The sequence below is a fragment of the Cupriavidus necator N-1 genome (assembly GCF_000219215.1).
In the GTDB taxonomy this organism is placed as follows: domain Bacteria; phylum Pseudomonadota; class Gammaproteobacteria; order Burkholderiales; family Burkholderiaceae; genus Cupriavidus; species Cupriavidus necator.
Genome location: NC_015723.1, coordinates 1,910,970 through 1,937,418, shown reverse-complemented (window position 1 = coordinate 1,937,418; position 26,449 = coordinate 1,910,970). Strand labels below are relative to the sequence as shown.

The 26,449-nt window shown below is 67.4% G+C and carries 22 protein-coding genes; 7 read left to right on the top strand and 15 right to left on the bottom strand.

Annotated features, from left to right (window positions below; genetic code table 11):
* Positions 1–116 precede the first annotated feature (116 nt).
* Positions 117–2,582 (bottom strand): DUF3772 domain-containing protein, encoded by a 2,466-nt coding sequence (locus CNE_RS26855; protein ID WP_041228681.1) that lies wholly within the window; start codon positions 2,580–2,582, stop codon positions 117–119.
* Between the two features lie 478 nt (positions 2,583–3,060).
* Here CNE_RS26855 and CNE_RS26850 point away from each other — a divergent pair, with 478 nt between their 5' ends.
* Entirely contained in the window at positions 3,061–3,729 is a 669-nt protein-coding gene (locus CNE_RS26850) for an alpha/beta hydrolase (protein WP_013953440.1), read from the top strand.
* An 18-nt stretch (positions 3,730–3,747) separates the two neighbouring features.
* Here the strand turns inward: CNE_RS26850 and CNE_RS26845 are convergent, their stop codons facing one another.
* The 3 genes from CNE_RS26845 to CNE_RS26835 form a co-directional block, all read right to left on the bottom strand.
* On the bottom strand, positions 3,748–4,473 hold the full coding sequence (locus tag CNE_RS26845; protein WP_013953439.1) for a GntR family transcriptional regulator: 726 nt from the start codon (positions 4,471–4,473) through the stop codon (positions 3,748–3,750).
* Positions 4,474–4,541: 68 nt separating this feature from the next.
* On the bottom strand, positions 4,542–5,870 hold the full coding sequence (locus CNE_RS26840) for an MFS transporter (RefSeq protein ID WP_013953438.1): 1,329 nt from the start codon (positions 5,868–5,870) through the stop codon (positions 4,542–4,544).
* A gap of 129 nt (positions 5,871–5,999) precedes the next feature.
* Positions 6,000–7,655, bottom strand: a complete 1,656-nt coding sequence (locus CNE_RS26835; protein ID WP_013953437.1) for a GMC family oxidoreductase — start codon at positions 7,653–7,655, stop codon at positions 6,000–6,002.
* A gap of 130 nt (positions 7,656–7,785) precedes the next feature.
* On the opposite strand from CNE_RS26835, the gene CNE_RS26830 reads away from it, so the two are divergent.
* Positions 7,786–8,610, top strand: a complete 825-nt coding sequence (locus CNE_RS26830; RefSeq protein WP_013953436.1) for an IclR family transcriptional regulator — start codon at positions 7,786–7,788, stop codon at positions 8,608–8,610.
* A gap of 18 nt (positions 8,611–8,628) precedes the next feature.
* Here CNE_RS26830 and CNE_RS26825 read toward each other — a convergent pair whose 3' ends face one another.
* A complete protein-coding gene (locus CNE_RS26825) occupies positions 8,629–9,672 on the bottom strand; it encodes a LysR family transcriptional regulator (RefSeq protein WP_238553099.1) in 1,044 nt (347 codons plus the stop codon).
* Positions 9,673–9,807: 135 nt separating this feature from the next.
* On the opposite strand from CNE_RS26825, the gene CNE_RS26820 reads away from it, so the two are divergent.
* From CNE_RS26820 to CNE_RS26810, 3 genes are read left to right on the top strand one after another with little or no spacing between them, the layout of a single operon-like run.
* Entirely contained in the window at positions 9,808–10,797 is a 990-nt protein-coding gene (locus CNE_RS26820) for a Bug family tripartite tricarboxylate transporter substrate binding protein (RefSeq protein WP_013953434.1), read from the top strand.
* Positions 10,798–10,823: 26 nt separating this feature from the next.
* Positions 10,824–12,323, top strand: a complete 1,500-nt coding sequence (locus CNE_RS26815; protein ID WP_013953433.1) for a M81 family metallopeptidase — start codon at positions 10,824–10,826, stop codon at positions 12,321–12,323.
* Positions 12,324–12,355: 32 nt separating this feature from the next.
* On the top strand, positions 12,356–13,348 hold the full coding sequence (locus CNE_RS26810; protein ID WP_013953432.1) for a tripartite tricarboxylate transporter substrate-binding protein: 993 nt from the start codon (positions 12,356–12,358) through the stop codon (positions 13,346–13,348).
* Positions 13,349–13,389: 41 nt separating this feature from the next.
* Here CNE_RS26810 and CNE_RS26805 read toward each other — a convergent pair whose 3' ends face one another.
* Genes CNE_RS26805 through CNE_RS26770 form a run of 8 tightly spaced genes read right to left on the bottom strand, consistent with a single transcriptional unit; the run spans position 13,390 to position 22,425 of the window.
* Positions 13,390–14,028 (bottom strand): uracil-DNA glycosylase family protein, encoded by a 639-nt coding sequence (locus CNE_RS26805; protein WP_013953431.1) that lies wholly within the window; start codon positions 14,026–14,028, stop codon positions 13,390–13,392.
* Positions 14,029–14,031: 3 nt separating this feature from the next.
* Entirely contained in the window at positions 14,032–14,856 is an 825-nt protein-coding gene (locus CNE_RS26800; RefSeq protein WP_010810310.1) for an IclR family transcriptional regulator, read from the bottom strand.
* Between the two features lie 37 nt (positions 14,857–14,893).
* A complete protein-coding gene (locus CNE_RS26795; protein WP_013953430.1) occupies positions 14,894–16,051 on the bottom strand; it encodes an alpha-hydroxy acid oxidase in 1,158 nt (385 codons plus the stop codon).
* Positions 16,052–16,064: 13 nt separating this feature from the next.
* The gene (dapA, locus tag CNE_RS26790) at positions 16,065–16,979 is read right to left on the bottom strand and encodes a 4-hydroxy-tetrahydrodipicolinate synthase (RefSeq protein WP_013953429.1); all 915 of its coding nucleotides are present in this window, start codon (positions 16,977–16,979) and stop codon (positions 16,065–16,067) included.
* Positions 16,980–16,990: 11 nt separating this feature from the next.
* Positions 16,991–18,760 carry an ABC transporter permease subunit gene (locus CNE_RS26785; RefSeq protein WP_013953428.1) on the bottom strand — a complete coding sequence of 590 codons (1,770 nt, stop codon included), beginning with the start codon at positions 18,758–18,760 and terminating at the stop codon, positions 16,991–16,993.
* The gene (locus CNE_RS26780; RefSeq protein WP_013953427.1) at positions 18,757–19,848 is read right to left on the bottom strand and encodes an ABC transporter ATP-binding protein; all 1,092 of its coding nucleotides are present in this window, start codon (positions 19,846–19,848) and stop codon (positions 18,757–18,759) included. Before CNE_RS26780 ends, CNE_RS26785 begins: the two co-directional genes overlap by 4 nt.
* A gap of 38 nt (positions 19,849–19,886) precedes the next feature.
* On the bottom strand, positions 19,887–20,972 hold the full coding sequence (locus CNE_RS26775) for an ABC transporter substrate-binding protein (protein ID WP_013953426.1): 1,086 nt from the start codon (positions 20,970–20,972) through the stop codon (positions 19,887–19,889).
* A 19-nt stretch (positions 20,973–20,991) separates the two neighbouring features.
* On the bottom strand, positions 20,992–22,425 hold the full coding sequence (locus CNE_RS26770) for an FAD-binding oxidoreductase (protein ID WP_013953425.1): 1,434 nt from the start codon (positions 22,423–22,425) through the stop codon (positions 20,992–20,994).
* 226 nt (positions 22,426–22,651) lie between these two features.
* Between CNE_RS26770 and CNE_RS26765 the strand changes: the two genes are divergently transcribed.
* A complete protein-coding gene (locus CNE_RS26765; protein WP_013953424.1) occupies positions 22,652–23,845 on the top strand; it encodes an acyl-CoA dehydrogenase family protein in 1,194 nt (397 codons plus the stop codon).
* A gap of 41 nt (positions 23,846–23,886) precedes the next feature.
* Positions 23,887–24,705 (top strand): IclR family transcriptional regulator, encoded by an 819-nt coding sequence (locus CNE_RS26760; RefSeq protein ID WP_013953423.1) that lies wholly within the window; start codon positions 23,887–23,889, stop codon positions 24,703–24,705.
* A 17-nt stretch (positions 24,706–24,722) separates the two neighbouring features.
* Here the strand turns inward: CNE_RS26760 and CNE_RS26755 are convergent, their stop codons facing one another.
* On the bottom strand, positions 24,723–25,073 hold the full coding sequence (locus CNE_RS26755; RefSeq protein ID WP_013953422.1) for an AtuA-related protein: 351 nt from the start codon (positions 25,071–25,073) through the stop codon (positions 24,723–24,725).
* A 9-nt stretch (positions 25,074–25,082) separates the two neighbouring features.
* Positions 25,083–26,438, bottom strand: a complete 1,356-nt coding sequence (locus CNE_RS26750; protein ID WP_013953421.1) for an acyclic terpene utilization AtuA family protein — start codon at positions 26,436–26,438, stop codon at positions 25,083–25,085.
* Between the last annotated feature and the right edge of the window lie 11 nt (positions 26,439–26,449).

Here is a 26,449-nt window from a genome sequence, read left to right as displayed (position 1 = left end):
ACTCCTTCTGATGCAGCTTGTGTGCATTCATGATGGACGCAAAGTGCCCCTCAATGTGTTTCGGCGCGGCCGGCGACTTGTTAGGGTTGTAACGGCTGCTTTAATGCCGGTGCTGGTCAGCCGGCGGCCAGCGCGCGCTCTGGCTCCTGCCCGAATGGCGGCATGTTTTCCAGCCGCAGCGATTGCGGCACCGACAGCGAGATGTCGGCGGCGCGCAGGCGCTTGAGGATCTCGAACAACAGGTCGCTGCGCGTGTTGGCGGCGATGCGGGGGCTGCCGACATAGCCCGTCACCGACAGCGTGATGCCGTTGGGCGCCAGCTGGCTGAACATGACTGAGGGAGCCGGCACGTCGAGGATGGTCTCGTTCTCGCGGTAGACATCCAGCAGCAGGTCGCGCAGCTGTTCGGGGTCGGTATTCAGGGGGAAGGTGAGTTGCAGCGACGCCACCCCCTGGGTGCTGTTGCTCATGGTCACGTTGCGCAGGTTCTGCGAGATCAGCTGCGAGTTGGGCACGATCACGGTGGAGCGGTCGCCCAGCTGGATCTCGGTGGCGCGCACGTTGATGCGGCGGATATCGCCCTCCACGCCGGCAATGCTGACCATGTCGCCCACCTTGACCGGCCGCTCGGTCAGCAGGATCAGGCCGGAGACGAAGTTCTTCACGATCTCCTGCAGGCCGAAGCCGATGCCCACCGACAGCGCGCTGACGATCCACGCCAGGTTGTCCCAGCGCACGCCCAGCAGCGACAGCACCAGCAGCACCAGCAACACATAGCCGACATTGCTGTACAGCGTGATCAGCGAGGCGCGCAGGCCCGGCTCCTTGCAGACCTTGGGCAGCAGTTCCCCATCGAGCCAGCGCCGCACCGAGCGCAGCAGCCAGATGCCGACTCCGAGAGCGATCAGCGCATTCAGGATGCGGTCGGGCATGATGTTGAGGCTGTGCAGCTTCTCGCCGCCCAGCACCATTACCAGGCTGTTGAGCAGGTCCGCGGGTGTGGTGCCGAAGCCGCCTGTCAGCAGCGCCAGCACCGCCACCAGCAGCAGCACGCTGGCGCCGATGCCTGACAGGATGGTGGACGCCTGCTCCAGGTGCGAATCGTCCACGCCGAACAGCTGCTTGATGACGCGCCCGCTGGCGTAGTTGGTCGAGAGCAGGCTTTCGCAGACGTCGCGCGTAACCTGGGTCAGCAAGTACAGGCTGCACAGCACGATGTCGAACCAGACCAGCTCGTAGGTCAGGAAGCGCGCAAAGCTGATATAGCCGGCCAGCAGCGCCACCACCGACACCAGCACGATGACCGACACGCCGGCGTGGATCATGCCCGCCAGGGTGGCGCGCGCCTCGGGCCGCTCGCCCGCGGCGGCCAGCACGTTGCGCACGCGGTTGGCGCGCAGCAGCGCGGCGCCGATGGTCAGCACCACCACCAGCGACACCAGCCCGCGCCACAGCAGCGTGACCTGCACGCTGGTATCGGCAATGCGGTTCAGTTGCTCGAGCGTGCCGGCCAGCAGCAGCAGGCCGGCCAGCACGGCGGGGAACGGCTTCATCGCCAGCGCGACCGGATCGGCCAGCGCCGGCAGGCGCCAGGAGGGATGGCGCGTGCACAGCAGCGCGCGCCCCAGGCCCGCGATCAGCGCGCTGGTCAGCGTCAGCTTGAGCAGCTGGCCGTACAACTCCGTCAGGTCCGGCGGCAGTTCGTAGTTGCGCGTGAAGGCGTTGTAGACCAGCTGTACCGCCAGCCCGGTGGTGCACACGGTGGCCATCGTGGTGGCCAGCGCCAGGGCGCTGCGGCGCAAACGCGTCGCCGGCAGCTTGTTCAGGCAGAACCACGCCAGTGCCCGTTCGGCCAGGCGCCGGCCCAGGGTCCATACGGCCAGGGCCAGCAGCAGCAAGGCGATGGTGGCGGCGCGCTGTGACGGCTGCCAGGCCAGTTGCGCCATTGGCACCACCTGGTCGGTAAAGGTGGCCAGGCGCGCCTGGTCTTCCTGCGTCGGGCTGGCCAGCGGCTTCCAGAACTGCGGATTCAGGATGCTCTCGGAGCGCAGCGCGAGCTGGTCCTTGATCTGGCTGCGCTGCAGCCGCGCCAGCTGGTCGCTCAGGTTTGCGATGTTCGCCTTGCTCTCGCCCGCCTGCTTGAGTTGTGCGTCAAGCTGTGCACGGCGCGCATTCAGTTCGGCGCGCTGCCTGACGACCGCAGGCGCTTCCTTGGTGGTGCCGTCCGCCGGTGGCGGACCCAGCACGTCCAGCTGCGCCTGCAGCTGCGCACGCTGCGGCGTCAGGGCCGAAGACAGCTTGGCGACGTCGGCACTGAGCTTTTGCAGCGCTTCTTCGAGTTCATGCAGCCTGGTGTTGCCATCCGGGTCGGAGGCCTGCTGCTTGATGCGGTCCTGCTCGGTCTGCAAGCGCTTGAGTTCGGCGGTGGCCTCGCCGTGGGTGATGGCGGGCGCCTGCTGGGCGCCGGCCTCTGGAGCCGCTTCGGATGCCGGGGCGGCCAGGGCGGCGGGCAGCGTGGCCGGCATCAGGTGGCATAGCGCAGCGAACGCAAGGCCCAGTGCGAGCCGTGAAACTTTGCTCATGGCGGAATCTCGTCGGATGGTGACGGCTTGCGGCGGCTCCGGCATCGGCAAAGCATCGCGCTGGCATGCGTCGGATGCGGCGGCGATGGGACGCGGGAACGGCCGGAACACCGGCAATGAACACGGGAAGGGATGACCGCTCGCTGGCGCTCCCTTCGGCGAAGTCTGGTCAGGGCACGAAGCGCGGCGGGCTGCCTGGCAGGCCGGTGCGCGTGACACGGGACGTGCTGACCGATGGCGGCGGGGCCCAGGGGAAAACGGTAAACGGCCTTGCCGCGGTTCGCAGAATTATACGAAAGCGGATGCGCCACCCAGCTCCGAGGGGTGCCGGATGGTGCACTGGCTGACATTTTGATACGGATACGCGCGCGCGGCGCGCGGTGCAGGGCCGGGCGCCAGCCGGCGCGGCCTGCGGGAATGGCATTACCATCACGGTTTTCGGGCCGCAGGCGGCCCATTGTCATCACCAGGAGAAGGCATGACTGTTCCGTCAGGCACGGAAAAGGCGCAGCTCGGCGGCGAGGCCGGGCAGATTGAAATGTTGGTCGACCGTCCCGCCGGCGCGCCGCGAGGCATCGCCGTGGTGGCGCATCCGCATCCGCTGCTGGGCGGCTCGGCCACGCACAAGGTGCCGCACCAGCTGGCCAAGGCGCTGGTGGCACGCGGCTTCCTGACGGTGCGGCCGAATTTCCGCGGGGTCGAGGGGTCCGCGGGCGAGCATGACCAGGGCAGCGGCGAGGCGCAGGACATGCTCGCCGTCATCGCCCATCTGCGCGAGGCCCATCCCGGCCTGCCGCTGGCACTGGCAGGCTTTTCCTTTGGTGCGTTCGTGATGGCCCATGTCGCCGCCACGCTGGCGGCGCAGTCCGTGCCGATCCGGCACCTGGTGCTTGCCGGCACGCCTTACGGCACCGTCAAGGCGCATCGCAGCTATGACACGCCGGCCGTGCCCGCCGATTGCCTGGTGGTCCATGGCGAGCGTGACGAGCGCGCGGAACTCGGCGCGCTGTTCGACTGGGCGCGCCCGCAGGGGCTGCCCGTGGTGGTGGTGCCGGGGGCGGACCACTTCTTTACCGGCAAGCTGCCGCTGCTGGTCCGTATCGTCGGCGGGTACCTGGATCGCCCCGATGCGGGGGCGGCCGCCTGACAGCTCAGGGTCGAGGCCTCAGGCGTTCGGCAGCGCCGGCGCGCCGGCGATCGGGTCGGGATGGATCTGCATCAGCGCGGCGCGCTTCTCCAGCAAGTGCTGGCGCAGGATGGCCGACAGCCGCTTGCCGTCGCGGGCTTCCAGCGCGCGGATCATCTCCTCGTGGTCGTGCACGGCGCGGTCCCATTTGCCGGGCTGGTGGTTGGAGCGGAAACGCATCGCCTTGAGCCGCCGGTTGAGCGTCAGGTAGGTCTGCTGTAGCGTCTGGTTGCGCGCGGCGTCGGCAATGCGGTCATGGATTTCCTGGTTGCGGGCGTAATAGCCGGGCAGGTCGTTCTGCGCGCGGCAGGCAAGCATGGCGTAGTGCAGCGCCTTGATCTCGGCCAGCTCCGGCGGCGTGATGCGCTCGCACGCCAGCTCCCCGGCAAAGGCCTCCAGGCCGCTCATCAGCTCGAAGGCTTCCCAGGCCTCGGCCTCGCTCATCCGTGACACGCTCGCGCCGCGGTTGGGCGAGATCTCGATCAGCCCCTCGGCGGCCAGCACCTTCAGCGCCTCGCGCAGCGGCGTGCGCGAGATGCCCAGCGTTTCACACAGCTCGCGCTCATTGAGCTTCATGCCCGGCGGCAGCACCCCCTCGACGATAAAGTTGCGCAGGTGGTCGACCACGGTGTCGTGCAGCCGCTGGCGCACGACCCTGGGCAGGAGCGGGGCGGCGGCCGCACCGGTGCCGTCCGGAGTTTGCATGCAATGTCCCTGTCATTGGCGTTGCGCCATTCTAAGACATTGCCGGCGGGCGGCGGCCCGCTCCACGCCTAGCGTGCCGGACCGCGCAGCGGCATGCCGTTTTCGCGCGGCGCCTGGGAGCCTTCGCCCCGCCCGATCAGCGCCACCGACAACGCCGACACCACCCCCGCGAAGGCCACGTAGGCGCAGATCTGCCAGGGCTTGCCGCCGCCCGACCTGAGCAGTGCCGTGGCGATGATGGGCGTGATGCCGGACGCGAAGATCCCCGAGAACTGGTAGACGAACGAAATGCCGGTATATCGCACCCTGGCATCGAACAGCTCGCAGAACAGCGCCGCTTCCGGGCCGTAGACCGCGGCGTAGAGGATGCCGAACGGCACCACGATGGACAGCCACAGCAGCATGGTGTTGCCGCCGCTGTTCAGCATCAGCCAGAACGCCGGGAACGCGGACAAGGCCGTGATCAGCGAGCCCCAGAAATACACGCGGGTGCGGCCGATGCGGTCGGACAGGTGGCCGAAGAACGGAATGAAGAAGCACATCGCAATGGCCGCCGCCATCACGCCGACCAGCGCTTCAGTCCGGCTGATATGGATGGTCTGAGTCAGGTAGGTGATCGAGAACACGCCGAAGATGTTGAAGAAGACTCCGTCGATATAGCGCGCGCCCATGCCCTTGAGGATATTGCCGGGGTAGCGCCGCATCATGTCGACAAAGGGAATCTGGGTCTCGGCATTGCGCTGCTTGATCACGGCGAATTCAGGCGTCTCCTTGACGTTGAGGCGGATATACATGCCCACGAACACCATCCCCGCTGAGATCAGGAAGGCCACGCGCCAGCCCCAGGCCAGGAACTGCGCATCGGTCAGGGTCAGCGACAGCAGCGCCACCACGCCGGATGCCAGGCACAGTCCGATCGCCAGCCCGATCTGCGGCAGCGACGCATAGAAGCCCCGTTTGCCCGGCGGCGCGTACTCATAGGCCATCAGCACCGCGCCGCCCCATTCGCCGCCCAGGCCGATGCCCTGCAGCACGCGCAGCAGAAGCAACAGGATCGGCGCCAGGATGCCGATGCTGTCGTAGGTCGGCACCAGTCCGATCAGGAAGGTGGACACGCCCATGATCATCAGCGTGATCACCAGCATGCTCTTGCGGCCGACCTTGTCGCCAAAGTGCCCGAAGATCACGCCGCCCAGCGGCCGCGTGACAAAGCCCACCGCAAAGGTGGTGTAGGCCAGGATGGTGGCCACCAGCGGGTCATTGCCGGGGAAGTACAGCTTGTTGAAGACCAGGCCGGCGACCACGCCGTACAGGAAGAAGTCATACCACTCGATGGTGGCGCCGATCACGGACGCCAGCGCGACCTTGCGGATCGCCTGTTCGTTGGGGCTTGTCATGCTTGTCTCCTCTGGTGATGGGCGGCGTCCTCTGGAAGGATGGTTATGGACGCCGGATGCACTGCAGGGTTTGGCCTTGTTATGGATGCCTGGCCTTGGTTGTTCGCAATCAGGATTGGCGCAACCCGCTCAGGCGGCTGCTGCCATCGGGGTCGCAACGTCGACGGGATGCATTTCCCGCCTAGCGTCTTCGCGGATGAAGTCGGCCGCGCGCTCGGCCATCATCACCACTGGTACGTTGGTGTTGCCCGAGACCAGCGTGGGCATCACCGAGCAGTCCACCACGCGCAGCCCGCCCACGCCATGCACGCGCAGGCGTGCATCGACCACGGCCAGCGGATCGGCGGCGGGACCCATTTTCGCGGTGCCGGACGGATGAAAGATGGTGGCGCCGTACTCGCGGCAGAAATGCAGGATCTCTTCGTCGCTGCGCACCTCGTCGCCCGGCCGGAACTCGCGTTTCATCAGGCCGCGCATCGGTTCGGTCTGCGCCACGCGCCGGGCGTAGCGCACCGCTGCCACGGTACAGCGCCGGTCCAGCTCGGCCGACAGGTAGTTGGGCTGCATCGACGGCGGCTCATAAGGGTCGGTCGAGCGGATCCGCACCGTGCCGCGCGACTCGGGCCGCAGCTGGCATACCGAATAGGTGCAGCCGGAGAAGGGATGCACCATGCCGCCCGCCATGTCGGCGGACAGGGTCGAGAAATGGAACTGCGTGTCCGGCGTGGCGCTTTCCTGCGGCAATGCGCGGCAGAACATCGCGCCCTGGTTGATGCCGATCGCCAGCGGCCCCTTGCGCATCAGCAGCCATTCCAGGCCCATGCGCGCCTTGCCCGTCAGCGAGCGCAGCTGGTCGTTGGTGGTGATCGGCTTTGCCACCTCGTAGATCAGCCGCACCTGCAGATGGTCCTGCAGGTTCTCGCCCACGCCCGGCAGGGCATGCACCACCGGTACGCCCAGGTCCTGCATCAACGGCGCCGGGCCGATGCCCGACAGCTGCAGCAACTGCGGCGATTGCAGCGCGCCGGCGCACAGGATTACCTCGCGCCGCGCCCGCAGGATGTAGCGCTGGCCATGCTGGGTGTAGCGCACGCCCACTGCACGCTTGCCTTCGAACAGGATCCCGGTGGTGTGGGCATCGGTCTCGACGCGCAGGTTCGTGCGCCCGCGCACTGGACGCAGGTAGGCCACCGCGGTGGAGCAACGCCAGCCGTTGCGGGTGGTGAGCTGGTAATAGCCCACGCCCTCCTGGTCGCCACCGTTGAAGTCGGTCTGGCGCGGCAGGCCAAGGGCCTGGCCGGCGCCGATGAAGGCATCGACCAGCGGATGCTGCCGGTCGATCGAGGTCGCGTTCAGCGGGCCGTCGGTGCCGCGCGTGGGGCCGGCGCCAAGGTCGTTGTTCTCGAGCTTGCGGAAGTAGGGCAGGCAGTTGTCCCAGCCCCAGCCCGGATTGCCCAGCGTCTCCCAGTGGTCATAGTCCTCGCGCTGGCCGCGTACGTAGATCAGGCCGTTGATGGCGCTGCTGCCGCCCAGCGTGCGGCCGCGCGGCCAGTAGATGCGGCGATTGAGCATGTTGGGATCGGGATCCGTATAGAAGCCCCAGTTCACTTGCTTGTGGAACATGGTCTTGCCATAGCCGATCGGGATATGGATCCACGGGTAGCGGTCGGGCGGGCCGGCCTCCAGCAGGCAGACGGAATACCGGCCGTCTTCGCTGAGCCGGTTGGCCAGCACACACCCGGCCGAGCCGGCGCCTACCACGATGTAGTCAACGGTTTGCGACATCGTCGCTGTCTCCTTTTCTGGCCGGCAGGCACGTAGCCACCCGGCTTCGATCTATAATCTGAAACGTTCTGTTCCGGATTTTATTTTTCCAGGCCGGAATGGAAAGCTCAATCGCGAGGAGACGTCGGTTGTGAAACAGAACGTGCAATTCCCGTTTCAGAATCGCACTGCAGCAGAAGACGGCGCGGTGGAGGACGATGCACGCAGCCTGCGCGTGCTGATGGTGCTGTCCAGCCTGGCCAGGGCGCAGCATCCGCAGACGCTTTCCCAGCTTTCGCAGCGGCTGCATGTGCCCAAGGCGACACTGATGCGCCTGCTGGCCGCCATGGAGCGCACCGGCTTCGTGGTCCGCATGCCCGCCGAGCGCGGCTACGTGCCCGGCCCGGGCGCCGCGGCCCTGTCACTGCAGACCCTCAGGAGCCCGCCGATGCTGCGCGAGTGCCGCGCCATCCTGGCCAGGCTGGTGGCGAGCCTGGGCGAGACCTGCAACCTCACCGCGCTAGACGGCGACCGGGTCCTCTACGTAGAGCGCGTCGAGACGCACGAGCCACTGCGCCTGCAGCTGTCGCCCGGCATCCACGTGCCGCTGCACTGTACCGCCAGCGGCAAGCTGTTCCTGTCGGCGATGAACCGGCTGGAACGCCAGCAGATGCTCAGGCGCCTGGACCTGGCCCCGCACACGCCGCGCACGCTGTCCGATGTGCCTGTCCTCAATGCCGAACTGGACCGGCTGGGCGCGCGCGGCATCGGTGTGGACCATGAGGAATTCGTGCGCGGCATGTGCGCGGTGGCCGTGCCGGTGCGGGAGCCGGATGGGGAGGGTTCAGGCCGGGTGGTGGCTGCGATTGCCTGTCATGCGCCGACGGCACGGGCTTCGCTTGAGGCGCTGCTGCAGGCGGTGCCGACGTTGCAGGGGGCGGCGAGGGAGATGGCGGCGGTACTGTGCGCGCACTGAGCCGGGCCGGCTTCCCGCTCAGCGCTTGCGAATGCCAGCCGCCGCCACCGCGCGCGCGGCCAGCAACGGCACTGGCTCGGCCATGAGGGTCTCGCCGGCCCGGCGCATGACGAGCTCGCGAAACAGGCGCGCCGGCGTGCGTGGCGTGAGTTCGTCGTTCCAGACCGCCACTACCGGCTCCACGCGGCTGCCGAGTTCGAAGCGAAGCACTCTTGCCACCTTGGCCAGGGTGAGCTGCGCGGCAATGCGCTCGGGGAACACCGCGAGGAAATGACCCGCCTGCAACAGACTAGCCGTGGCGGCCACATCGCTGGTGCGGATGCCAAGCGAGGGCGCCGGCGCCCCAAGGGTATGAAACGCCGTGTGCAGCAGGTGAAGCATGCGCGAGCCTGCCACCGGAATGCACCATTGCTGCCCGGACAGTTCCCGCGCCGCCAGCTTGCGGCGCGTGAGCAGCGGATGGTACAGGCTGGCGACGATCACCACCTTCTGCGCGGGGACCACCGGCGCCGTGCGCAGCGCGGGTAACGACAGGCGCGGATCGTCATAGGCGAATAGCAGGTCCAGCGAGCCATCCACCAGTTGATCCGCCAGTTCGCCGATGCCGCCTTCGATCACGCTGATCTCCACGCGCGGATTGTCACGGTAGAAGTCGCTCATTGCCCGCGCCAGGAAGGGCTGCACCGACATCGTCCGGAACGCGATGCGCAACGCACCCTGGCTGCCGGCACGCACCGCCTGAAGCGATTCGGCGAGCCGTTCGAGCTGCGCCAGCAAGACCGCCGCATGGGCCGCCATCTCCCGTCCGGGCTCGGTCAGGTGCAGGCCGCGGCGGTTGCGCTCGAACAGCGGCATGCCCACGATGTCTTCGATCTCGGCCAGTGTCTTGGACACCGCGGCGGGGCTGACGTGAAAGCGCGCGGCGACGGCGGCGGCGGTTGGCATCTCGCTCAGCGCCAGCATGATGCGCAGGTGGCGCAGCTTGAGGCGGCCAAGCAGGGTATGGGCGAAGGTTTCGGCAGGCATGGGGCAGGCGATGATCGGCGGGGCTGGGTGGCTCATTCTACAAGTTAACCATTTGCTCAACAAACAGCGATTTTTATTCGCTTTTGGTATCGGAACGGATCCCATATAGTCGGCGCATCACCTGATTCATTCCAAGCCATCACGAGGCAATCAGACCTCAGGAGGAGACCCATGGAAGCAGTGAGCCATTTGCGCTCGATCATGCGCGGCATGCTTGCCGGCGCAGCCTTGCTCGCGGCCACCTGCGCAAGTGCCGCACCCGCGTGGCCCGACCGGCCGCTGCGCCTGGTCGTGCCGTTCCCGGCCGGCGGTTCCTACGACATCATTGGCCGCACGCTCGCGCGCAAGCTGGAACAGCGGCTGGGGCAGCCGGTGGTGGTGGAGAACATCGCCGGCGGCGCGACCGTGCCGGGCGTGTCGTCGGTGCTCAAGGAGAAGGCCGACGGCAATACGCTGCTGCTGGCCAGCGACGGCACGCTCAATATCAATCCGTTCACGATCAAGGGCCTGCGCTATCGCCCCGATACCGACCTGACGCCGGTGACCATCGTCAGCACCGTGCCGCACTGGATCATCACGCGCGCCGACCGCAAGGAGATGACGCTGGGTGAGCTGAAGACGCATATCCAGCGCAATCCCGGCAAGGTGTCGATCAGCATCAATGTCGTCGCGGGGGCCGCGCACCTTGGCCTGGCCGACTGGAAGCGCCGCAATGGCCTGGATTTCACCATCGTTCCGTATCGCGGCTCGCCGCCGGCCATGGCGGACCTGATCGGCGGCCAGACCTACGCGCATGTCGATGTGATCGGCTCTTCGGTCAACTACGTCCAGGATGGCAAGGCCAAGCCCCTGGCCACGCTGCAGGCGGAGCCCATCACGCAGTTTCCCGCCCTCGAAACGCAGAAGGCGGGCGGCACGGATGCGCTGCAGGTATGCGGCAACCTGGCGCTGGTGGTCAAGGCGGGCACGCCGGCTCCGGTCATCGACAGGCTCTACAGGGAAGTGAAGGCCAGCGTGCAGGAAGCGGACTTTGCCGCGCGCCTGCAGACGCTTGCCTATGAGCCGGTCCTTTCCACCCCCGAGCAGGCCCGCCGCTTCCTGCAAGCGGAAACGATCCGCTACGGTGCCATTGCGCGCGCGGTCGATCTCGAATCTAACTGAACCCTTCACGCTGTCGGAGCCAGTCCATGCGATTTGTCATTGCCCTGATGCGGCATGAAACCAATACCTTTTCGCCGATTGCCACGCCATTGAGCGCGTTCAACCGCGGCAGCACCGCTGGCCCGCTTTACGGCGACGACGCGGTGCGTGCCTGCCAGGGCACCAACAGCGCCGCGGCCGCGTTCATTGATCTGGTACGCCGCCAGGGCGACGAGTTCGTGATGCCCTTGATGGCGAACGCGGTGCCCAGTGGCATGGTGACGGCGCAAGCATTCGAGTCGATGGCGGCCAGCATTGTCGAGGCAGTACGTGCAGGCTGCGATGCCGTGATGCTGGACCTGCATGGCGCCATGGTGGCCGAGGGCTATCCGGATGCCGAAGGCGAACTGCTGGCACGCATCCGTGCCGCCGCACCCGAGGTGCCGATTGCGGTATCGCTGGATTTCCACGCCAACTTCAGCGCTGCGCTGGTTGACAATGCGACCGTGATCGCCGGCTACTGCACCTATCCCCACGTGGACGTGTACGAGACCGGCGCACGCGCCGCCCGTACCCTGATGGCGGCGCTGCGAGGCGAGGCCCGCCCGGTCCTGCTGTGGCGCACGCTGCCGATGCTTACCCACATGCTGCGCCAGACCCCGCGCGCGCAACCCATGAAGGACATCATGGAGCGTGCGATGGCGGCTGAGCGCGATGGCGAGGTGCTCAACGCCTCGGTGTTCGGTGGCTTCCCGCTTGCCGACATCCCGCACACAGGCCTGGCCGTGGTGATCGTGGCTGATGGCGCCAGGATCGAAGCAGGGCGGCGCCTGCTCGACGATCTCTGCGGCATGGCGTGGGAACGCCGGGCTGATTTCGTTTTCCCGATCGAGCCGATGGCGGAATCCATCGCGCGCGCCAAGACGCTCACGCAGGGCCCGGTCGTGCTGGTCGACCATGGCGATAACTGCGGCGCGGGCGGGCCGACGGATGAAATGACGGTGCTGGGCGAAGTCCTGCGCCAGGGGCTCGAAGGCGTGGTCGCCGGGCCGTTCTGGGACCCGAGCGCCGTGGCGGAACTGATTGCCGCCGGCGTCGGGCAGTCTGTCACGCTGGATGTGGGCGGCAAGACCGACATGCCGGCGCTGGACCTGAAGGGCCGCCCGCTGCGGCTGAGCGGCAGGGTGCAGTGCATTACCGACGGCAACTACCAGGTCACCGGCCCGATGTTCACGGGCATGAAGCTGAGCCTGGGCCGTACCGTGGTGCTGGATGTCGCCGGCACGCTGGTCGTGATCTGCGAGAAGCCGCAGGAGCCGTTCGATACCGGCGTATTCACCCACGCGGGCATCGACCTGTCGCGCCGCAAGTACATCCTGGTCAAGTCGCGCCAGCACTTCCGCGCCGGTTTCGAGCCGATCGCCAGCGAGATCGTGCTGGTGGCCGGCCCCGGCGTCTGCAGCTCTGACTACAGCCAGTTTCCGTTCCGCAACCTGCGCCGCCCGATCTATCCGCTGGAAGCGCATACCGTGCTCGAGGCCGCCTGAGCGCATCCGCCGCCGTCAACCGGAGTGACCGCATGACATATTCGACCCCCTTGCGACGGCTGGCCGCCGCGCTGGCATTGGCCCTGGGTGCCAGTGCCGTTCCTGCCATGGCTGCCCCCGCCAGCGGCGACGCGCCCGTGCGCATTGTCGTCGGCTTCGCGGCTGGTGGCGCGCTGGACATCTTCGCGCGCACGCTTGCTGAAAAGCTGCGTGTTTCGCTCGACACGGCTGTCCTGGTCGAGAACCGCCCCGGCGCATCGGCGCGGCTGGCGCTGGAGAACGTCAAGCGCGCGCCGCCGGACGGCAAGACGGTGCTGATCTCACCCGCGCCGCCGTTCACCATCTTTCCGCTGACCTACAAGCGCCTGGCCTATGACCCCGACAAGGACCTGGTTCCGGTCGCCTACCTGGCCGACGTGCCGCTGGTGGCGTCCGCCAGCATCAACCAGCCCTATCGGACCATGCCGGAATACCTGGCATGGGTGAAGCGCAACCAGGACAAGGGCGGCGTCGGGTTGGTCACGCTCGGCGGCAGCATTCATTTCGGCGTGCTGTCGCTCAGCAAGTCGATTGACGTGCCCTTGCTGCCCACTGCCTACCGCGGCGCCGTCATGATGCTGACCGATGAGATCGGCGGCACGCTGCCGCTGGGTATCGATGCGGTGGGGGGCCAGATGGAGTTGTATCGCGCGGGCAAGATCCGTTTCCTCGGCGTCACCGGGACCCGCCGGTCGGGGCTGCTGCCTGATGTGCCAACGCTGGCGGAGGCGGGCGCGCCGGGTTTCGAGGCGGCGTCCGGCTGGTACTCGGCCTTTGTGCCGGCGGGGACGCCGCCGGCGACGGTGGCGAGGATCGAGAAGGCGCTGCTCGACGCCATCAAGGATCCCGTTGTGCGCGACAAGATGTCTGCGCTGGGCATGGAAATGAACGGCAAGCCGGGGGATGCCCTGCGCAAGCTCATCCAGGCGCAGCGCACGCAGTGGGGCCCGGTGGTCGCGGCCTCGGGCTTTACGGCCAGCGAATGAGTCCAGCCGGCCAGGCGGGGTGGGGGAGTATCGCTTGTTACCTACCCCGGCTGCACAGGGCCGTGCCGCAAAAGCCGGCCAACCCGCTCGCGCAACATCGGCAGCACCTCGCCCTCAAACCAGGGATGCTGCTTGAACCACGGCTGGTTGCGCGGTGACGGATGCGGTAACGGCACCAAGTCGGGCGCGTAGTCCTTCCATGCCCTGACGGTCTCGGTCAGCGTCGGCTTGCGGCGCGCCCCGAGGAAATGGCGCTGTGCGTACTGGCCGACCAGCAAGGTCAGCTCGATCGACGGCAGTTCCGCCAGCAGCCGGTCGAGCCACAGTGGCGCGCACTCGCGGCGCGGCGGGTTATCGCCGCTCTTGCCGCGTCCGGGATAGCAGAACCCCATGGGGATGATCGCGAACTGCGATTCGTCGAGGAAGGTGGCGGCATCGACCCCGAGCCACTGCCGCAGCCGGTCGCCGCTTGCATCGTTCCAGGGAATGCCGGTTTCGTGCACGCGGATCCCCGGCGCCTGGCCGACGATCAGGATGTGCGCGTCGGCCCCGACGCGCACGATCGGGCGCGGGCCGAGCGGCAGGTGTGGCACACAGGCGCGGCAAGCCCGTACTTCGGTCAGCAGGGCATCGAGCGAGGAACGTTGGCTTCCCTCAGGCGCCGGCTTGGCTTCAGGCATCGCTCATGCTGTCTGAAAACTCATCCGCTTCGCCTGCGAGATCGACATGGCCGCCACTTGCACATGCGGGGCCAGCTTGGCCTGGGCGGTTTCCAGCGTCCAGCGCGTGGACGGGACTGAGATGTTGATGGCCCCAACCGGCAGGCCGCGGTGGTCGGTGATTGCTGCTGCGACGGAGATGTCGCCGACCACGGTCTGGTTCATGGCCACGGCATAGCCGCGTTCACCGGCCTCGCGGATCGCCGTCATCAGCTTGTCGGGGTCGGTTTCCGTGAACGGCGTGATGGGGTTCAGTGCGGTCGCCCGCACCACCTCCAGGCGCTGTGCCTCGGGCAGCTTCGACAGGATCGCAATCCCGGACGCGGTGTACACGGCCGGGAGCCGGTACCCGACCCCGAAATCGACGTTGATCAGGTGCTGCCCCGGGAAGCGGGCCAGGAACACGATCTCGTGCCCGTCGAGTTCCTGCAGGTTGGCGGTTTCCCCCAGCGTGCGGCTGATATCGAGCAGGTAGGGCGATGCGCGCTCGACCAGGTCGTTGGAGCGCAGGTAGTTGTACGACAGGCCCAGTGCCTTCGGCGCAAGCCCATACATCGCCGAATCGGGCAGGCGCCGGATGTAGCCCAGCTGTTCCAGGGTGTGCACCAGCCGCTGCGTTGCGCTGCGGTCGAGATCGGCCGCCCGGGCGATCTCCGCCATCGACATCAGGCGGCGGTCCGGGCCGTGGAAGGCTTCCAGCACCTGGAAGGCCTTTTCCACCGAACCGACGAACAGGGACGAACGCTCGCGCCTTGTGCGCAGCCCGTTGCCTTCATTACCTGAATCCACACAACCTCCTGTTCGTCCTTGTCATCGTTTTCACGGCTTACAGTGCGGCCAGCCGCGCGGCATGGTCGTCCGAGAGCGCGGCAGTGTCCAGCCTCGCTGCCTGCGGAATGCCGAGCAGCCGCAGCGTGGTCTCGAATTCTCCACGCAGGATGGCCAGGACTTCCGCTACGCCGCGGGGACCGCGCGCCGCCAGCCCGTACAGCGGTGCGCGCCCCACCAGCACGCCGCGGGCGCCCATTGCCAGCGCCTTGGCGATGTCGGCGCCGCGGCGCACGCCGCCATCGACGAATACATGCATCCTGCCCGCCGCCGCGACGATGGCGGGCAGCATCTCGACTGCGCTGGGCGCGCCTTCCAGCTGGCGGCCGCCGTGGTTGCTGACCACGATGCCATCCAGGCCCTGGCGGGCGGCGATTTCCGCGTCAGCCGGCGTAAGGATACCCTTGATGATGACGGGCCCGTGCCAGTGCTGGCGCAGCCAGGCGATGTCGTCCCAGCACAGCGACATGTCCATCTGCCGGCTCAACCCCGCCGCCTGCGTCTTCAGGTCGTTGGCCATCCCGCTGCTGCGGGCCAGGTTGACGAGCTGCGGCGAGCCGCCCTGGCGCAGCATGCGCAGGCACCAGCGCGGATGGGCCGCCAGGTCAGCCAGCAGCCGCGGCGTCCACGGCACCGGCATGCGAAAGCCGTTGCGGATGTCATGGTCGCGCTTGCCGTGGACCATGGTGTCGACGGTCAGCATCAGGGTGCTGAAGCCGGCGGCGCGTGCGCGCGCCATCATGTTCTCGGCGATGGAGCGGTCGCGCTGCACGTAGAGCTGCAGCCACAGGTCGCCGTCGGTGGCGGCGCGCACGTCTTCCATCGGCGAGGTCGATGCCGTCGACATCACGAAGGGCAGGCCCTCAGCGTGCGCGGCCCGTGCCAGCGCCTCTTCGGCCTTCGGCCAGTACAGTCCGTTCAGCCCCGTGGGGCCCACCAGCAATGGCAGGCTGTACTTGCGGCCGAAGATCTCCATGCCGGGATCGATCTCCGTGACATCGCGCAGCACGCGCGGCCGGAACAGCAGTGCCTGGTATGCGGCCAGGTTGCGTGCCAGCGTGCGCCCGTCCTCAGCGCCTCCCTCCAGATAGTCGAAGGCGAAGCGCGACAGCCTGCGCCGCGCCAGGTCCCGATAGTCCTTGATGGCCGGCAGCATGATCGTCGGCGCCTCAGGCGAGGGCAGCCTCGGCTTGCAGCCGCTGCGTCAGTTCGGCACGCAGCTGTGCCTGCAGCCCGGGTGCCGGCGCTACCAGCGGTGCCAGCACCTTCGGCGCGGTCACGCCCACCAGGTCGAGCACGGATTTCAGCGGCCCCGGATTGGTTTCGGAGAAGGCCAAGTCCAGCAACGGAATCAGCTCGCGGTGCAGGCGTACCGCTTGCGCGGTGTTGCCGGCCACGCCGAGCTCATAGATGGCACGCCAGGTGCGCGGCAGCACGGAGGCGGTCACGACCACGCCACCCCTGGCCCCCCCCGCCATGTGCAGCGGGAACAGGCTGTCCTCGCCGCTGAACACGCTGAAGCTGTCGTCGACACCCGCCACCACCTTGAGGAAGTGGTACATGTCGGTGTTGCAGGCTTTCATGCCGATGATGTTTTCGTGGCGCGACAGCTCGTGCAGCACCTCGGGCGCGATCGCGATCCGCGTGCGGTAGGGGATCTCGTAGATCATGACCGGCACCGGCGAGGCGTCGGCATAGCGCAGGAAATAGTCGCGGATGCCTTGCTGGGTCGGCGAGGTGTAATACGGCGTCAGCACCATCAGGGCAGAGGCGCCGACGCCGGCAAAGGCCTTGCCCGCATCCAGCGCATCGTGGAACCCCGGGTCGAGCACGCCGGGAATGACGGGAACCTGGCCCGCCGCGGCTTCGACGCAAAGGGCCGCCATGCGTACGCGCTCCTCGCGCGCCAGGGCACCGTATTCGCCGGTGCCGCCCAGCGGCACCACGCCGGAAACGCCGTTGGCGAGCAGATAAGCCATCAGCTTGCGCGTGGCGTCCTGGTCGATCCTGTCGTCGGCCGTCACGGGCGTCGGGATGGCGGGGAAGATGCCGCGCAGGTCGGCGGCGGTAAGCTTGTTGTTCATGGATAAGGTTCTCAGCGCCCGGCGCTCTTGCGGCGCAAGCGCTCGGCGCAGGTGATCAGGAGGGTAATGAAGACGAACAGGCAGGTAGACACCGCGGCAATCACCGGTGAAAGCTGCAGTGTCACCTCGTCCCAGAACTGCTTGGGCAGGGTGGCGCTCAGTCCGCCAGAGGCAAACAGGGCGATCGTCAGCTCATCGAACGAGGTGGCGAAGGCGAACAGGAAGGACGAGAACAGCCCGGCGGCGAGGATCGGCAGCGTCACGTAGCGCAGCGTCTGCCAGGGCCGGGCGCCCAGGCTTTGCGCCGCCAGGTCGAGCCGCGTGTCGTAGTTGCGCAGCACCGCCATCATCGTCATGACGACGTAGGGCACGGCAATGACGGTGTGGCCGATCATCAGGCCCAGCGAGGTGCCGACCAGCCCGACCTTGGCGAAGAAGTAGAACATCCCCACCGCGATGATCATGCGCGGGATGATGATCGGCGACAGCACGAACGCCAGCAGCAGCGACTTGCCCCGCATCTGCGAGCGCGCCAGCAGGAACGCCACCGGCGTGCCGACCAGCAGCGCCAGCACCGCGGCGCCAAGGCCGACCAGCAACGACCGCAGCCCGGCCTGCATCCACAGCGGCGACGCGAGCATGTCCTGGTAGTGCTGCAGCGTGAAGCCGCGCGGCGGCCAGTTCAGGCCCGACTTGTCGGCGAACGACAGCGGGATCATCAGCAGCGCAGGCACGCTCAGGAACAGCAGCACCAGCAGCACGGTCGTGCGCAGCGGCAGCGAGTCGCCCGGCTGCGGCTCGCGCCGGCCGCGCGGCACCAATGCCAGCAGCCTGTCGCTGACCGTTCCCAGCGCGCCCAGCACGCTGTCGCCTAGCCGATGCAGCACGCCATCGTGCGCGGCGGCGGAGCGGGTGCGTTGCTCCGCTGCGCCAGCCATCGACGAGAGGCCGAGCACCTTGTCATACAGGGCGAACACCGCCAGCACCACCAGCAGCAGCAACACCGAGATCGAGCCGGCGAAGCCCCAGTTCATGGTCTGCTGCACCTGGTCGATGATCAGCTGGGCGACCATGATTTCTTTGCGTCCGCCCAGCAGCGCGGGCACGATAAAGAAGCCGACGGCGGTGACGAACACCATGATGGCGCCAGCCGCCACGCCCGGCATCGAGAGCGGGAAGTAGACGCGCCAGAACGCCGTGCCAGGCCGTGCCCCAAGCGTCAGTGCCGCGCGCGGGAGGTTGCGGTCGATGTTCTCCATCACCGACAGCATGGTCAGCACCGCCAGCGGCATCAGCGCATGCACCATCGCCACCAGCACGGCCCCGAGGCTGTACAGCAGGTTGGAAGGCGCGTCCTGAAGGCCCGCGGCGCTCAGCAACTGGTTGACCACGCCGTTGCGGCCCAGCATCACGATCCAGGCAAAGGCGCGTACCAGGAAGCTAGTCCAGAACGACAGCAGCACCCAGAACAGCCACTTTGCCTTCCTGTCCTTTGACAGCGAGGAGACCAGGTAGGCCACCGGGTAACCGGCGACCACGGAGAGCAGCGTGGTCCAGAGCGAGATCTTCAGCGTGATCAGCATCACGTCGACGTAGACCGACGACGCAAACAGCTGGCGGTACTTGGCCAGCGTGAAGGCACCGTCGCTGTAGACGCTCAGCAGCAGGAGCTGGCCGACCGGGTAGACCAGCAGCACCACGAACAGGAGCACCAGCGGCGCGGCCAGCAAGGCGGGCCGCAGCCAGGGTAGGGGTCGGCGTTGCAGGGCGACGGCGGTCATAGGGAATCCGGGACGGCGACAGCGTCGCTGCGCTGCCAGGTGAGCGTGACTTGCTGCCCGACCGCATGCCGGGAAGCGCCCATCGAGGTGGGGTAAGACAGCACCACCGGGGCCTGGCCGGCGGCGTCGGATTCCACGTACAGCTTGGTCAGGCTGCCGGTGATCATGCTGTCCAGCACTTTGCCGCTGACCGCATTGGCGGCGGTGACGCCGTTGGCCATGGCGATGTTCTGCGGCCGCACCATGATCCGCACCTTGCCCCCGGCAGCCACCGGCGCATTGGTGACCGCGTGGGCGACGGCGCCGCCCTGTGCCAGCGCCACCTCCACGTGGTCGCCGCGCACTTCCGTGACCGTGCCCTCGAACAGGTTCGATTCGCCCAGGAAGTCGGCCACGAACAGCGTGCGCGGGCGGAAGTACAGGTCCGACGGTGTGCCAAGCTGCTCGATCTTGCCGCCGTTCATCAGGCAGATGCGGTCAGACATCGTCATCGCCTCTTCCTGGTCGTGCGTGACATAGACGATGGTCGTGCCCAGTTCGCGGTGGATGCGCTTGATTTCCAGCTGCATGTGGTCGCGCAGCTTCTTGTCCAAGGCGCCCAGCGGTTCATCCATCAGGATGATCGACGGCTTGTAGACCAGGCAACGGGCCAGCGCGATGCGCTGCTGCTGGCCGCCCGAGAGTTCCTTCGGGAAGCGCGCCGCGACGTGGGGCAGGCGGACCATTTCCAGGGCTTCCAGTGCCTGGCGCCTGGCCGTGGCCGCGTCGACCCGGCGCATCTTCAGCGGGAAGGCGATGTTCTCCGCGATCGTCATGTGCGGGAACAGCGCGTAGTTCTGGAACACCATGCCGATATCGCGCTCGTAGGGGGCGCCATAGGTCACGTCCTTGCCATTGATCAGCAGCTGGCCGCCGTCCGGCACGGCCAGCCCGGCGATCAGGCTGAGCAGCGTGGTTTTGCCCGAGCCCGAAGGGCCCAGGAGGGTAAGGAATTCCCCCTCGGCCACTTCAAGGTCGGTCGGGGCCAGCGCGACGAAGTCGCCATAGCGCTTGGTCAGCCCGGAAATCTTGAGTTTGAAGTTCGGCATCGTGTCGTTGCTTGTGGTGTCTGGTGAAGAGGTTCAGATCACTTGAGGATCCAGCCGTTGAACTTCTCCATCACCGCGGCCTGGTTGTCGAGCCAGTACTTGGCGTTGATCTGCACGCCCGACTTGATGTTGTCGGGGTGGGTCGGACAGTTCTTCGCGACCTCGGGCTTGATGTACTTGAAGGCATCCGGCTGGGTCACGCCCGCCGGGAAGTACTCCACCAGCGAGGCCATGCGCTTCGGGTCGGAGGCGAACTTGATGAACTCGCGGCAGGCTTGCGCATTCGGCGTGCCGGCCAGGATGGACCAGTTGTCCACGCCCCACAGGTTCTGGTTCCAGACGATGCCAACCTCCGCACCGGAGGCGGCCGCGCTCTGTGCGCGCGACACCCAGGTGGCCACCATGTCGACCTCGCCGGACTTGAGCATCTGCTCAACCTGGGCGCCGGAGTTCCACCACACGTCCACGTTCGCCTTGATCTTCTCCAGGTTGGCGATGGCCCGGTCGACATTGAGCGGATAGAGCGCGGAGGTCGCCGTGCCGGCGGCCATCAGGGACTCTTCCAGCGTGTCGAACGGGTGCTTGCGCAGGGCGCGGCGGCCGGGGAAATCCTTGACGTTCCAGAAGTCGGCCCACGACGACGGTGCCTTGCGGCCCTTGAAGGCGTCGGTGCGATAGGCCAGGACCGTGCTGTAGACGTTGGTGCCCACGCCATAGGGCGACATGAAATGCGCCGGAATGGTCTTGACGGTGGCGTCGCCCTCCAGGCCGTGCTTCTCCAGGTAGACCTTGCCTCCCTGCGTCAGCAGCAGGATGGCCGGCTGGCTGATCTTGGCCATGTCCCAAGTGTAGTTTTTGGTCTCGACCATGCTGCGGATCTGCGCCACCGGTTCGGCGTTGGCCTGCACGCCCACCACCTCGATGCCGGTCTTCTCGGTGAACGGCTTGTAGTACACCGCGCTGTAGGCCTTGGTGTAGATGCCGCCGTCGTCGCGCACCACGATGCGCTTGGACTGCGCGCGCGCGTACTGGAGCACGGCGGGCGCGGCAAGCGTGCCGAGGCCGGCAGCGGCGACCTTGAGGGCACGCCGGCGAGAAGAGTTGATGGGGCTGTGATCGTTCATGCGGGCTCCTTGATTGCCGTTATTGCTGGGAAGGTGGGGACGGCAGCAGCCGGCCGGGGTTGAACAGGTCGCGAGGGTCGAGCATGCGCTTGATGCCGTGCATCATGGCGATCTCGACCGCCGGCTTGAACTGCGCCATTTCTTCGGTCAGGACCTGGCCAATGCCATGTTCCGCGCTGAAGGTGCCGCCCAGCTCGTAAGCCACCTGGTCGATGGCATGCTTGATGCGGGCGGCCACGGCATCGCGCCCTGGCAGCGCTTCCCACTGCGGGAAAGGCACCAGCGGGATGAAGTGGACGTTGCCATCGCCCAGGTGGGCCACCACGATGATCGGCAAATCCGGCAGGACCGCATGCGCCGCCGCGGTGGCGCGCTCAATGAACTGCGGCACCGCCGAGACCGGCACGGCGCAATCGGTGTTCAGGCCCAGGCCCGCCTTTTTGTTGCCTTCGGAGACGCTATGCCGCACCTGCCACATGGCTTCGCGCTGCGCGCCGCTGGCGGCCACCACGGCATCGTCGACCAGGCCTTCGGCCACGCCTTGCTCCAGCACTTCCTGCAGCACCTCGTCGAGCAGTTCGCGCCGGCCGGTGTCGGCAAGTTCCACCAGCACGTGCCAGGGATGGCTGGCAGGCAAGGGCGCACGGCGGCCGGGCACGTGATCGAGCACGATCTGCAATTGCACGTCGTTGAGCATTTCAAACGCGGACAGCGTGGCGCCACAGCGCTGCTGGAAGCGTCCCAGCATCTCCAGCGCCGCCTGCGGCGTGCGCACCGCCAGCCACGCCATGGCGTGCGCGGTGGGCAGCGGGTGCAGCTTGAGCGTGGCGGCGGTGATCACGCCCAGCGTGCCTTCAGAGCCGATAAACAGGTGCTTGAGATCTAGGCCGGTGTTGTTCTTGCGCAAGCGGTACAGGCCGTTCCAGACCTGGCCGTCAGGGAGGACCACTTCAAGGCCGAGCACGTTGTCGCGGGTGTTGCCGTAGCGCAGCACGCCGGTGCCGCCCGCATTGGTGGCGATGTTGCCGCCGATCTGGCAGGAGCCTTCGGCGCCCAGGCTCACGGGGTAGAGACGCCCCTGTTCCGCCGCCGCCTGCTGGATCGCGGCCAGCACGCAGCCTGCCTCGACTTCCATCGAGTTGTTGGCCGCATCGATGGCGCGGATGCGCCGCATGCGCGCCAGGCTGATGACGATGGGGGGCGTGCCGTCCGGGGCTGGCACCGCGCCGCCGCACAGGCTGGTATTGCCGCCTTGCGGCAACACGGGCACGTTGGCCTGGGCCGCGGCCTCCACCACCGCGGCGACTTGCGCGGTGGAAGCCGGCAGCACCACGCACAGCGCCGGACCCGTGTAGCGGCCGCGCCAGTCCTCGATGTAGGCGGCAACGTCCGCGGCTTCGGTGAGAACCGCATCGGGTCCCAACAGGTCTTTCAGCTTCAATACAAGTGACATCGCTTTGTGCCCTCGTGCTCGATTGAAGCCATACTAGTCGATTGTTATGAGCATATGTATAGGTGAAATCCACATACTAGTAATCGTAATGCGATTACTCTGTTGGGCGGCAGGCAAGGGCTGCAGACCAGATGTCGGGGGTTCCTTGTTCGAACAGCCTTCCGTGACAGCGGCCCGGCGGCGTGCCGTCCTACAATCTGATCCTGACCTGACAACGAGGCTCACTATGTTCACCGCCTGTCCCACAGAAAGAAGCCGTGTCATTGCCGATCGCGTCGAGCGCTTTGTACGCGACGTCGTGGTGCCCTATGAGCGCGATGCGCGCTGCGAAGCCCATGGTCCGACGGCCGGGCTGGTCGCCGAGCTTCGCGACCAGGCGCGCGCCGCCGGCGTGATGACGCCACATATCCTGGCCGACGGCTCTCACCTGACCCAGCTCGAAACTGCGGCCGTGCTCAAGCGCTCGGGCTTGTCGCCCCTTGGGCCGGTCGCGGTCAACACCATGGCGCCGGACGAGGGGAATATGTTCCTGCTGGGCAAGGTCGCCACGGACGCACAGCAGCAACGCTTCCTTGCACCGCTGGTCAGCGGCGAGGCCCGCTCCGCGTTCTTCATGACCGAGCCAGCGGAAGAAGGCGGGGCCGGTTCCGACCCGTCGATGCTCCAGACCACCGCGGTCAGGGACGGCGACGAATGGGTGATCCGCGGACGCAAGAAGTTCATCACCGGTGCGGAAGGGGCCAGGGTCGGCATCCTGATGGCGCGCACCGGCGACGGTGAGCGCGCGCAGGCCACCATGTTCCTGGTCGACCTGCCGCATCCGGCGATCCGCATCGAGCGCCTGCTCGATACCATCGACAGTTCCATGCCGGGCGGGCATGCACAGGTTCTGATCGACGACCTGCGCGTGCCGCAGGACCAGGTGCTGGGCGAGGTGGACGAGGGCTTCCGTTATGCGCAGGTTCGCTTGTCGCCGGCGCGGTTGTCGCATTGCATGCGCTGGTTCGGCGGTGTGGCACGTGCCGACGAGACCGCGCGTGCCTACGCCACCACGCGCAAGGCTTTCGGCAAGCTGCTGATCGACCACGAGGGCGTGGGCTTCATGCTGGCCGAGAACCTGATCGACCTGCAGCAGGCCGCACTGATGATCGATTGGTGCGCCGGGGTGCTCGACGGCGGTTCCCTGGGCACCGCGGAGAGTTCGATGGCAAAGGTGGCCGTGTCCGATGCGTTATTCCGCGTGGCTGACCGCTGCGTGCAGATCCTCGGCGGCATGGGCGTGTCGCGCGACACCATCGTCGAACAGGTCTTCCGTGAAGTGCGTGCGTTTCGCATCTACGACGGCCCGACCGAAGTCCACAAGTGGTCGCTGGCAAAGAAAATCAAGCGCGATACCCTGGCAGCATCGCATCATGGCTGAGCGCTGCCCTGGCGCCGGGCCTGCCTGAGCGGGCCCGCCAGGTGCCATCGCGCCCATCCCCGATCCAGCGTGCACTGGCCGTGCTGCGCGCGCTGTCCGATCCGGAAGTGCGCCGCATGAGCGACGTGGCGCGCGCAACCGGGCTCGATCCGGCCACGGCCTCGCGCATGCTTGACCTGCTGGTGCAGGAGGGCTTCGCCACGCGCGACCAGGCGCGCCGCTACGGCATCGGGCCCGAAATCTTCCAGCTGGCAGACGTGGCGCAGCGGCGCGTGGACTTGCGCAAGCTGGCGCGTCCGGCACTGGAACGGCTGGTGGAGGCGTTCGAGGATACCGCCGTGCTGACCGAGGCCAGCCGTGGCGAGGCGGTGTGCACCGACCTGGAACCCGGCACGTATGCGATACGGGCGAACTACGTGACGGTCGGCACGCGTCGGCCGCTTGGCGTGGGCGCCGGCAGCCTGGCGGTGCTGGCATGGCTGCCCGCGCCCGAGCGCGCGCGCCGGCTGCAGCAGACCACGCGCAAGCTTGGCAAGTACCCGCGGCTCGATGCGGCGTGCATCGCCGCGGAAATCGAGGCCGCCCGCGCGCGCGGGCATGTGCTGTTTCTTGATTGGGTGGTTGACGGGATGGGCGGCATCGCGGTACCGATTCTCGACTATGAGGGCCGGCCGATCGGTGCCTTGAGCGTGGCGGCGCTGAGTGCGCGCATCCGCTCGCGCGAGGCCGCGCTGGCGCGCAAGCTCAAGCAAGAGGCGCGGCGCATCACCAGCGCCTGGACGCGCACCGTGATACCGCCGCGGGCCGGCGCGTGCACCGACGGCCGACGTGCCAGGGGGCGCCAGTCCGGCGGCGGCTGACGCCTACTCCGGCGAGCCTATGGCGCCGGCCCGCGCAGCAGGCCGGCCAACGCATCAGGTATTTCCACTTCAAAACGCAGTACGGCGCTGGCCAGCGCCTTGCCGTAGTTGTCGATCGCGAGGCTGCGCGACACACCGCCGCCGAGCGCGCCCTCCGCCACGAAGTTGAGCACCTGCAGCCCATCCACTTCATGGCGCGTGACCGCTCCCGTGATCAGCGTGCCGTACAGCGCCTTGAACATGGGTGCCGTCAGCTGTGCCTTGATATGCGGGTAGAACTCCGGCGCATAGGCGATGACTGCCGTGTTCGAAGTATTGCCCTTGTCGCCGGAGCGGCTGTGTGCGAGGCGGCGCAGTGGTACACGCATGGCGAATCCTCAGAGATAGTGGACCTGGGAGGTGATCAACGCGCGCGGCGCCAGCGCCGACCAGACGCCGATGATCTCGCGCGTGCGGTCCTGGTGCGGCACGCGCTTGCCGGTGGAGGCCAGGCCGCAGACCGCCATGCTGTCGATCTCGCGGCCGACCTTGGCGGCTTCCGCGCGCGTGCGGGTGCGCGCGGCGACGCGGACCGCGATCTCGTTGGGCTCGCAGGCAGGCTCGGGCGAGGCCGCGCCGTGCACGGCGTTGACGCCGAGGAAGTCGATGCGCACCTCATCCGCCTGCAACCTTGCCATGGCAAAGCGCGCTTCGAGGATGCGTTTGGCCAGCCTGGCCTTTTCCAGGCAACCCGGCCCCGCGAAGAAGAACATGTCTTCGCCGATATGCCCTTCGGTGCAGCCCAGCGACACCTTGAGCGTATCGGTGCGCGGCTGCCCGCTCACGCCGCTGATGCGCACGCGGTCCGGCCCCACCTGTTCGAGCACCGCGGTCGAGAAGTCGACCACCACGTCCGGCGTGATGTAGCGGCGCGGGTCGTGGACTTCATAGAACATCTGCTCCTTGACCGTCTGCAGGTCGATGCGCCCGCCGCTGCCGTCCACCTTGCCGATCACGGCGCTGCCGTCGGCTTCCACCTCGGCGATCGGGAAGGCCAGGTTCCATGGTTCCGGCACATCCTTGTAGCCGGGATCGCCGAAATATCCCCCCGTCACCTGCGCGCCGCACTCGAGCAAATGGCCGATGGCGCTGCCGCGCGCAAGCCGTGTCACGTCGTCCGGAGACCAGCCGAAATGATGGATCATCGGCGCGAGGAACAGCGACGGGTCGGCCACGCGCCCGGTGATCACGATCTGCGCGCCCGCACGCAATGCGGCGACGATCGGCTCGGCGCCTTCGTATGGCTCGGCGCTGATCAGCGTTTCACGCAGCGAGGACACCGGTGCGCCGCTTTCCAGCAGGGTGAGATCCAGCTCGCAGATGCTCCCGGTCAGGTCCGTGGTGGTGACCGCGGCGATCCTGACACCGGGCAGGCCCAGTTCTTCGCAGAGTTCGGCCACGCGCCGGGCTGCGCCCAGCGGATGAATCCAGCCCTGGTTGCTGATGATGCGCGTGCCGTTGGCGATGCAGGGGGGCAGCACTGCGCGCATGCGCTCGTCGAGATAGGTGTCGTAGCCGGCGAAAGCGGCATCGCGCCGCTTGCGCACCTGCGCGGCGGATACCGTGGCCTCGGCCATGGTCTCGAAGCACAGGTAGTCGAGCTTGCCCAGGCGCGCCGAACGCTCGGCCGGCTCCACGCGGTCGCCCCACCAGCCCGATCCCGAGCCGATACGAAGGGTGTGGGTCTTGGTCATGGTTGTCCTGT

Excerpts from the sequence above, each read along its gene's own strand:
- CNE_RS26815 (WP_013953433.1), top strand. The coding sequence starts at position 10,824 with ATGCGATTTGTCATTGCCCTGATGCGGCATGAAACCAATACCTTTTCG.
- CNE_RS26850 (WP_013953440.1), top strand. The coding sequence starts at position 3,061 with ATGACTGTTCCGTCAGGCACGGAAAAGGCGCAGCTCGGCGGCGAGGCC.
- dapA (WP_013953429.1), bottom strand. The coding sequence starts at position 16,979 with ATGAACAACAAGCTTACCGCCGCCGACCTGCGCGGCATCTTCCCCGCC.
- CNE_RS26810 (WP_013953432.1), top strand. The coding sequence starts at position 12,356 with ATGACATATTCGACCCCCTTGCGACGGCTGGCCGCCGCGCTGGCATTG.
- CNE_RS26780 (WP_013953427.1), bottom strand. The coding sequence starts at position 19,848 with ATGCCGAACTTCAAACTCAAGATTTCCGGGCTGACCAAGCGCTATGGC.
- CNE_RS26785 (WP_013953428.1), bottom strand. The coding sequence starts at position 18,760 with ATGACCGCCGTCGCCCTGCAACGCCGACCCCTACCCTGGCTGCGGCCC.
- CNE_RS26775 (WP_013953426.1), bottom strand. The coding sequence starts at position 20,972 with ATGAACGATCACAGCCCCATCAACTCTTCTCGCCGGCGTGCCCTCAAG.
- CNE_RS26765 (WP_013953424.1), top strand. The coding sequence starts at position 22,652 with ATGTTCACCGCCTGTCCCACAGAAAGAAGCCGTGTCATTGCCGATCGC.
- CNE_RS26855 (WP_041228681.1), bottom strand. The coding sequence starts at position 2,582 with ATGAGCAAAGTTTCACGGCTCGCACTGGGCCTTGCGTTCGCTGCGCTA.
- CNE_RS26835 (WP_013953437.1), bottom strand. The coding sequence starts at position 7,655 with ATGTCGCAAACCGTTGACTACATCGTGGTAGGCGCCGGCTCGGCCGGG.
- CNE_RS26845 (WP_013953439.1), bottom strand. The coding sequence starts at position 4,473 with ATGCAAACTCCGGACGGCACCGGTGCGGCCGCCGCCCCGCTCCTGCCC.
- CNE_RS26840 (WP_013953438.1), bottom strand. The coding sequence starts at position 5,870 with ATGACAAGCCCCAACGAACAGGCGATCCGCAAGGTCGCGCTGGCGTCC.
- CNE_RS26820 (WP_013953434.1), top strand. The coding sequence starts at position 9,808 with ATGGAAGCAGTGAGCCATTTGCGCTCGATCATGCGCGGCATGCTTGCC.
- CNE_RS26770 (WP_013953425.1), bottom strand. The coding sequence starts at position 22,425 with ATGTCACTTGTATTGAAGCTGAAAGACCTGTTGGGACCCGATGCGGTT.
- CNE_RS26795 (WP_013953430.1), bottom strand. The coding sequence starts at position 16,051 with ATGCTGCCGGCCATCAAGGACTATCGGGACCTGGCGCGGCGCAGGCTG.
- CNE_RS26755 (WP_013953422.1), bottom strand. The coding sequence starts at position 25,073 with ATGCGTGTACCACTGCGCCGCCTCGCACACAGCCGCTCCGGCGACAAG.
- CNE_RS26825 (WP_238553099.1), bottom strand. The coding sequence starts at position 9,672 with ATGAGCCACCCAGCCCCGCCGATCATCGCCTGCCCCATGCCTGCCGAA.
- CNE_RS26805 (WP_013953431.1), bottom strand. The coding sequence starts at position 14,028 with ATGCCTGAAGCCAAGCCGGCGCCTGAGGGAAGCCAACGTTCCTCGCTC.
- CNE_RS26750 (WP_013953421.1), bottom strand. The coding sequence starts at position 26,438 with ATGACCAAGACCCACACCCTTCGTATCGGCTCGGGATCGGGCTGGTGG.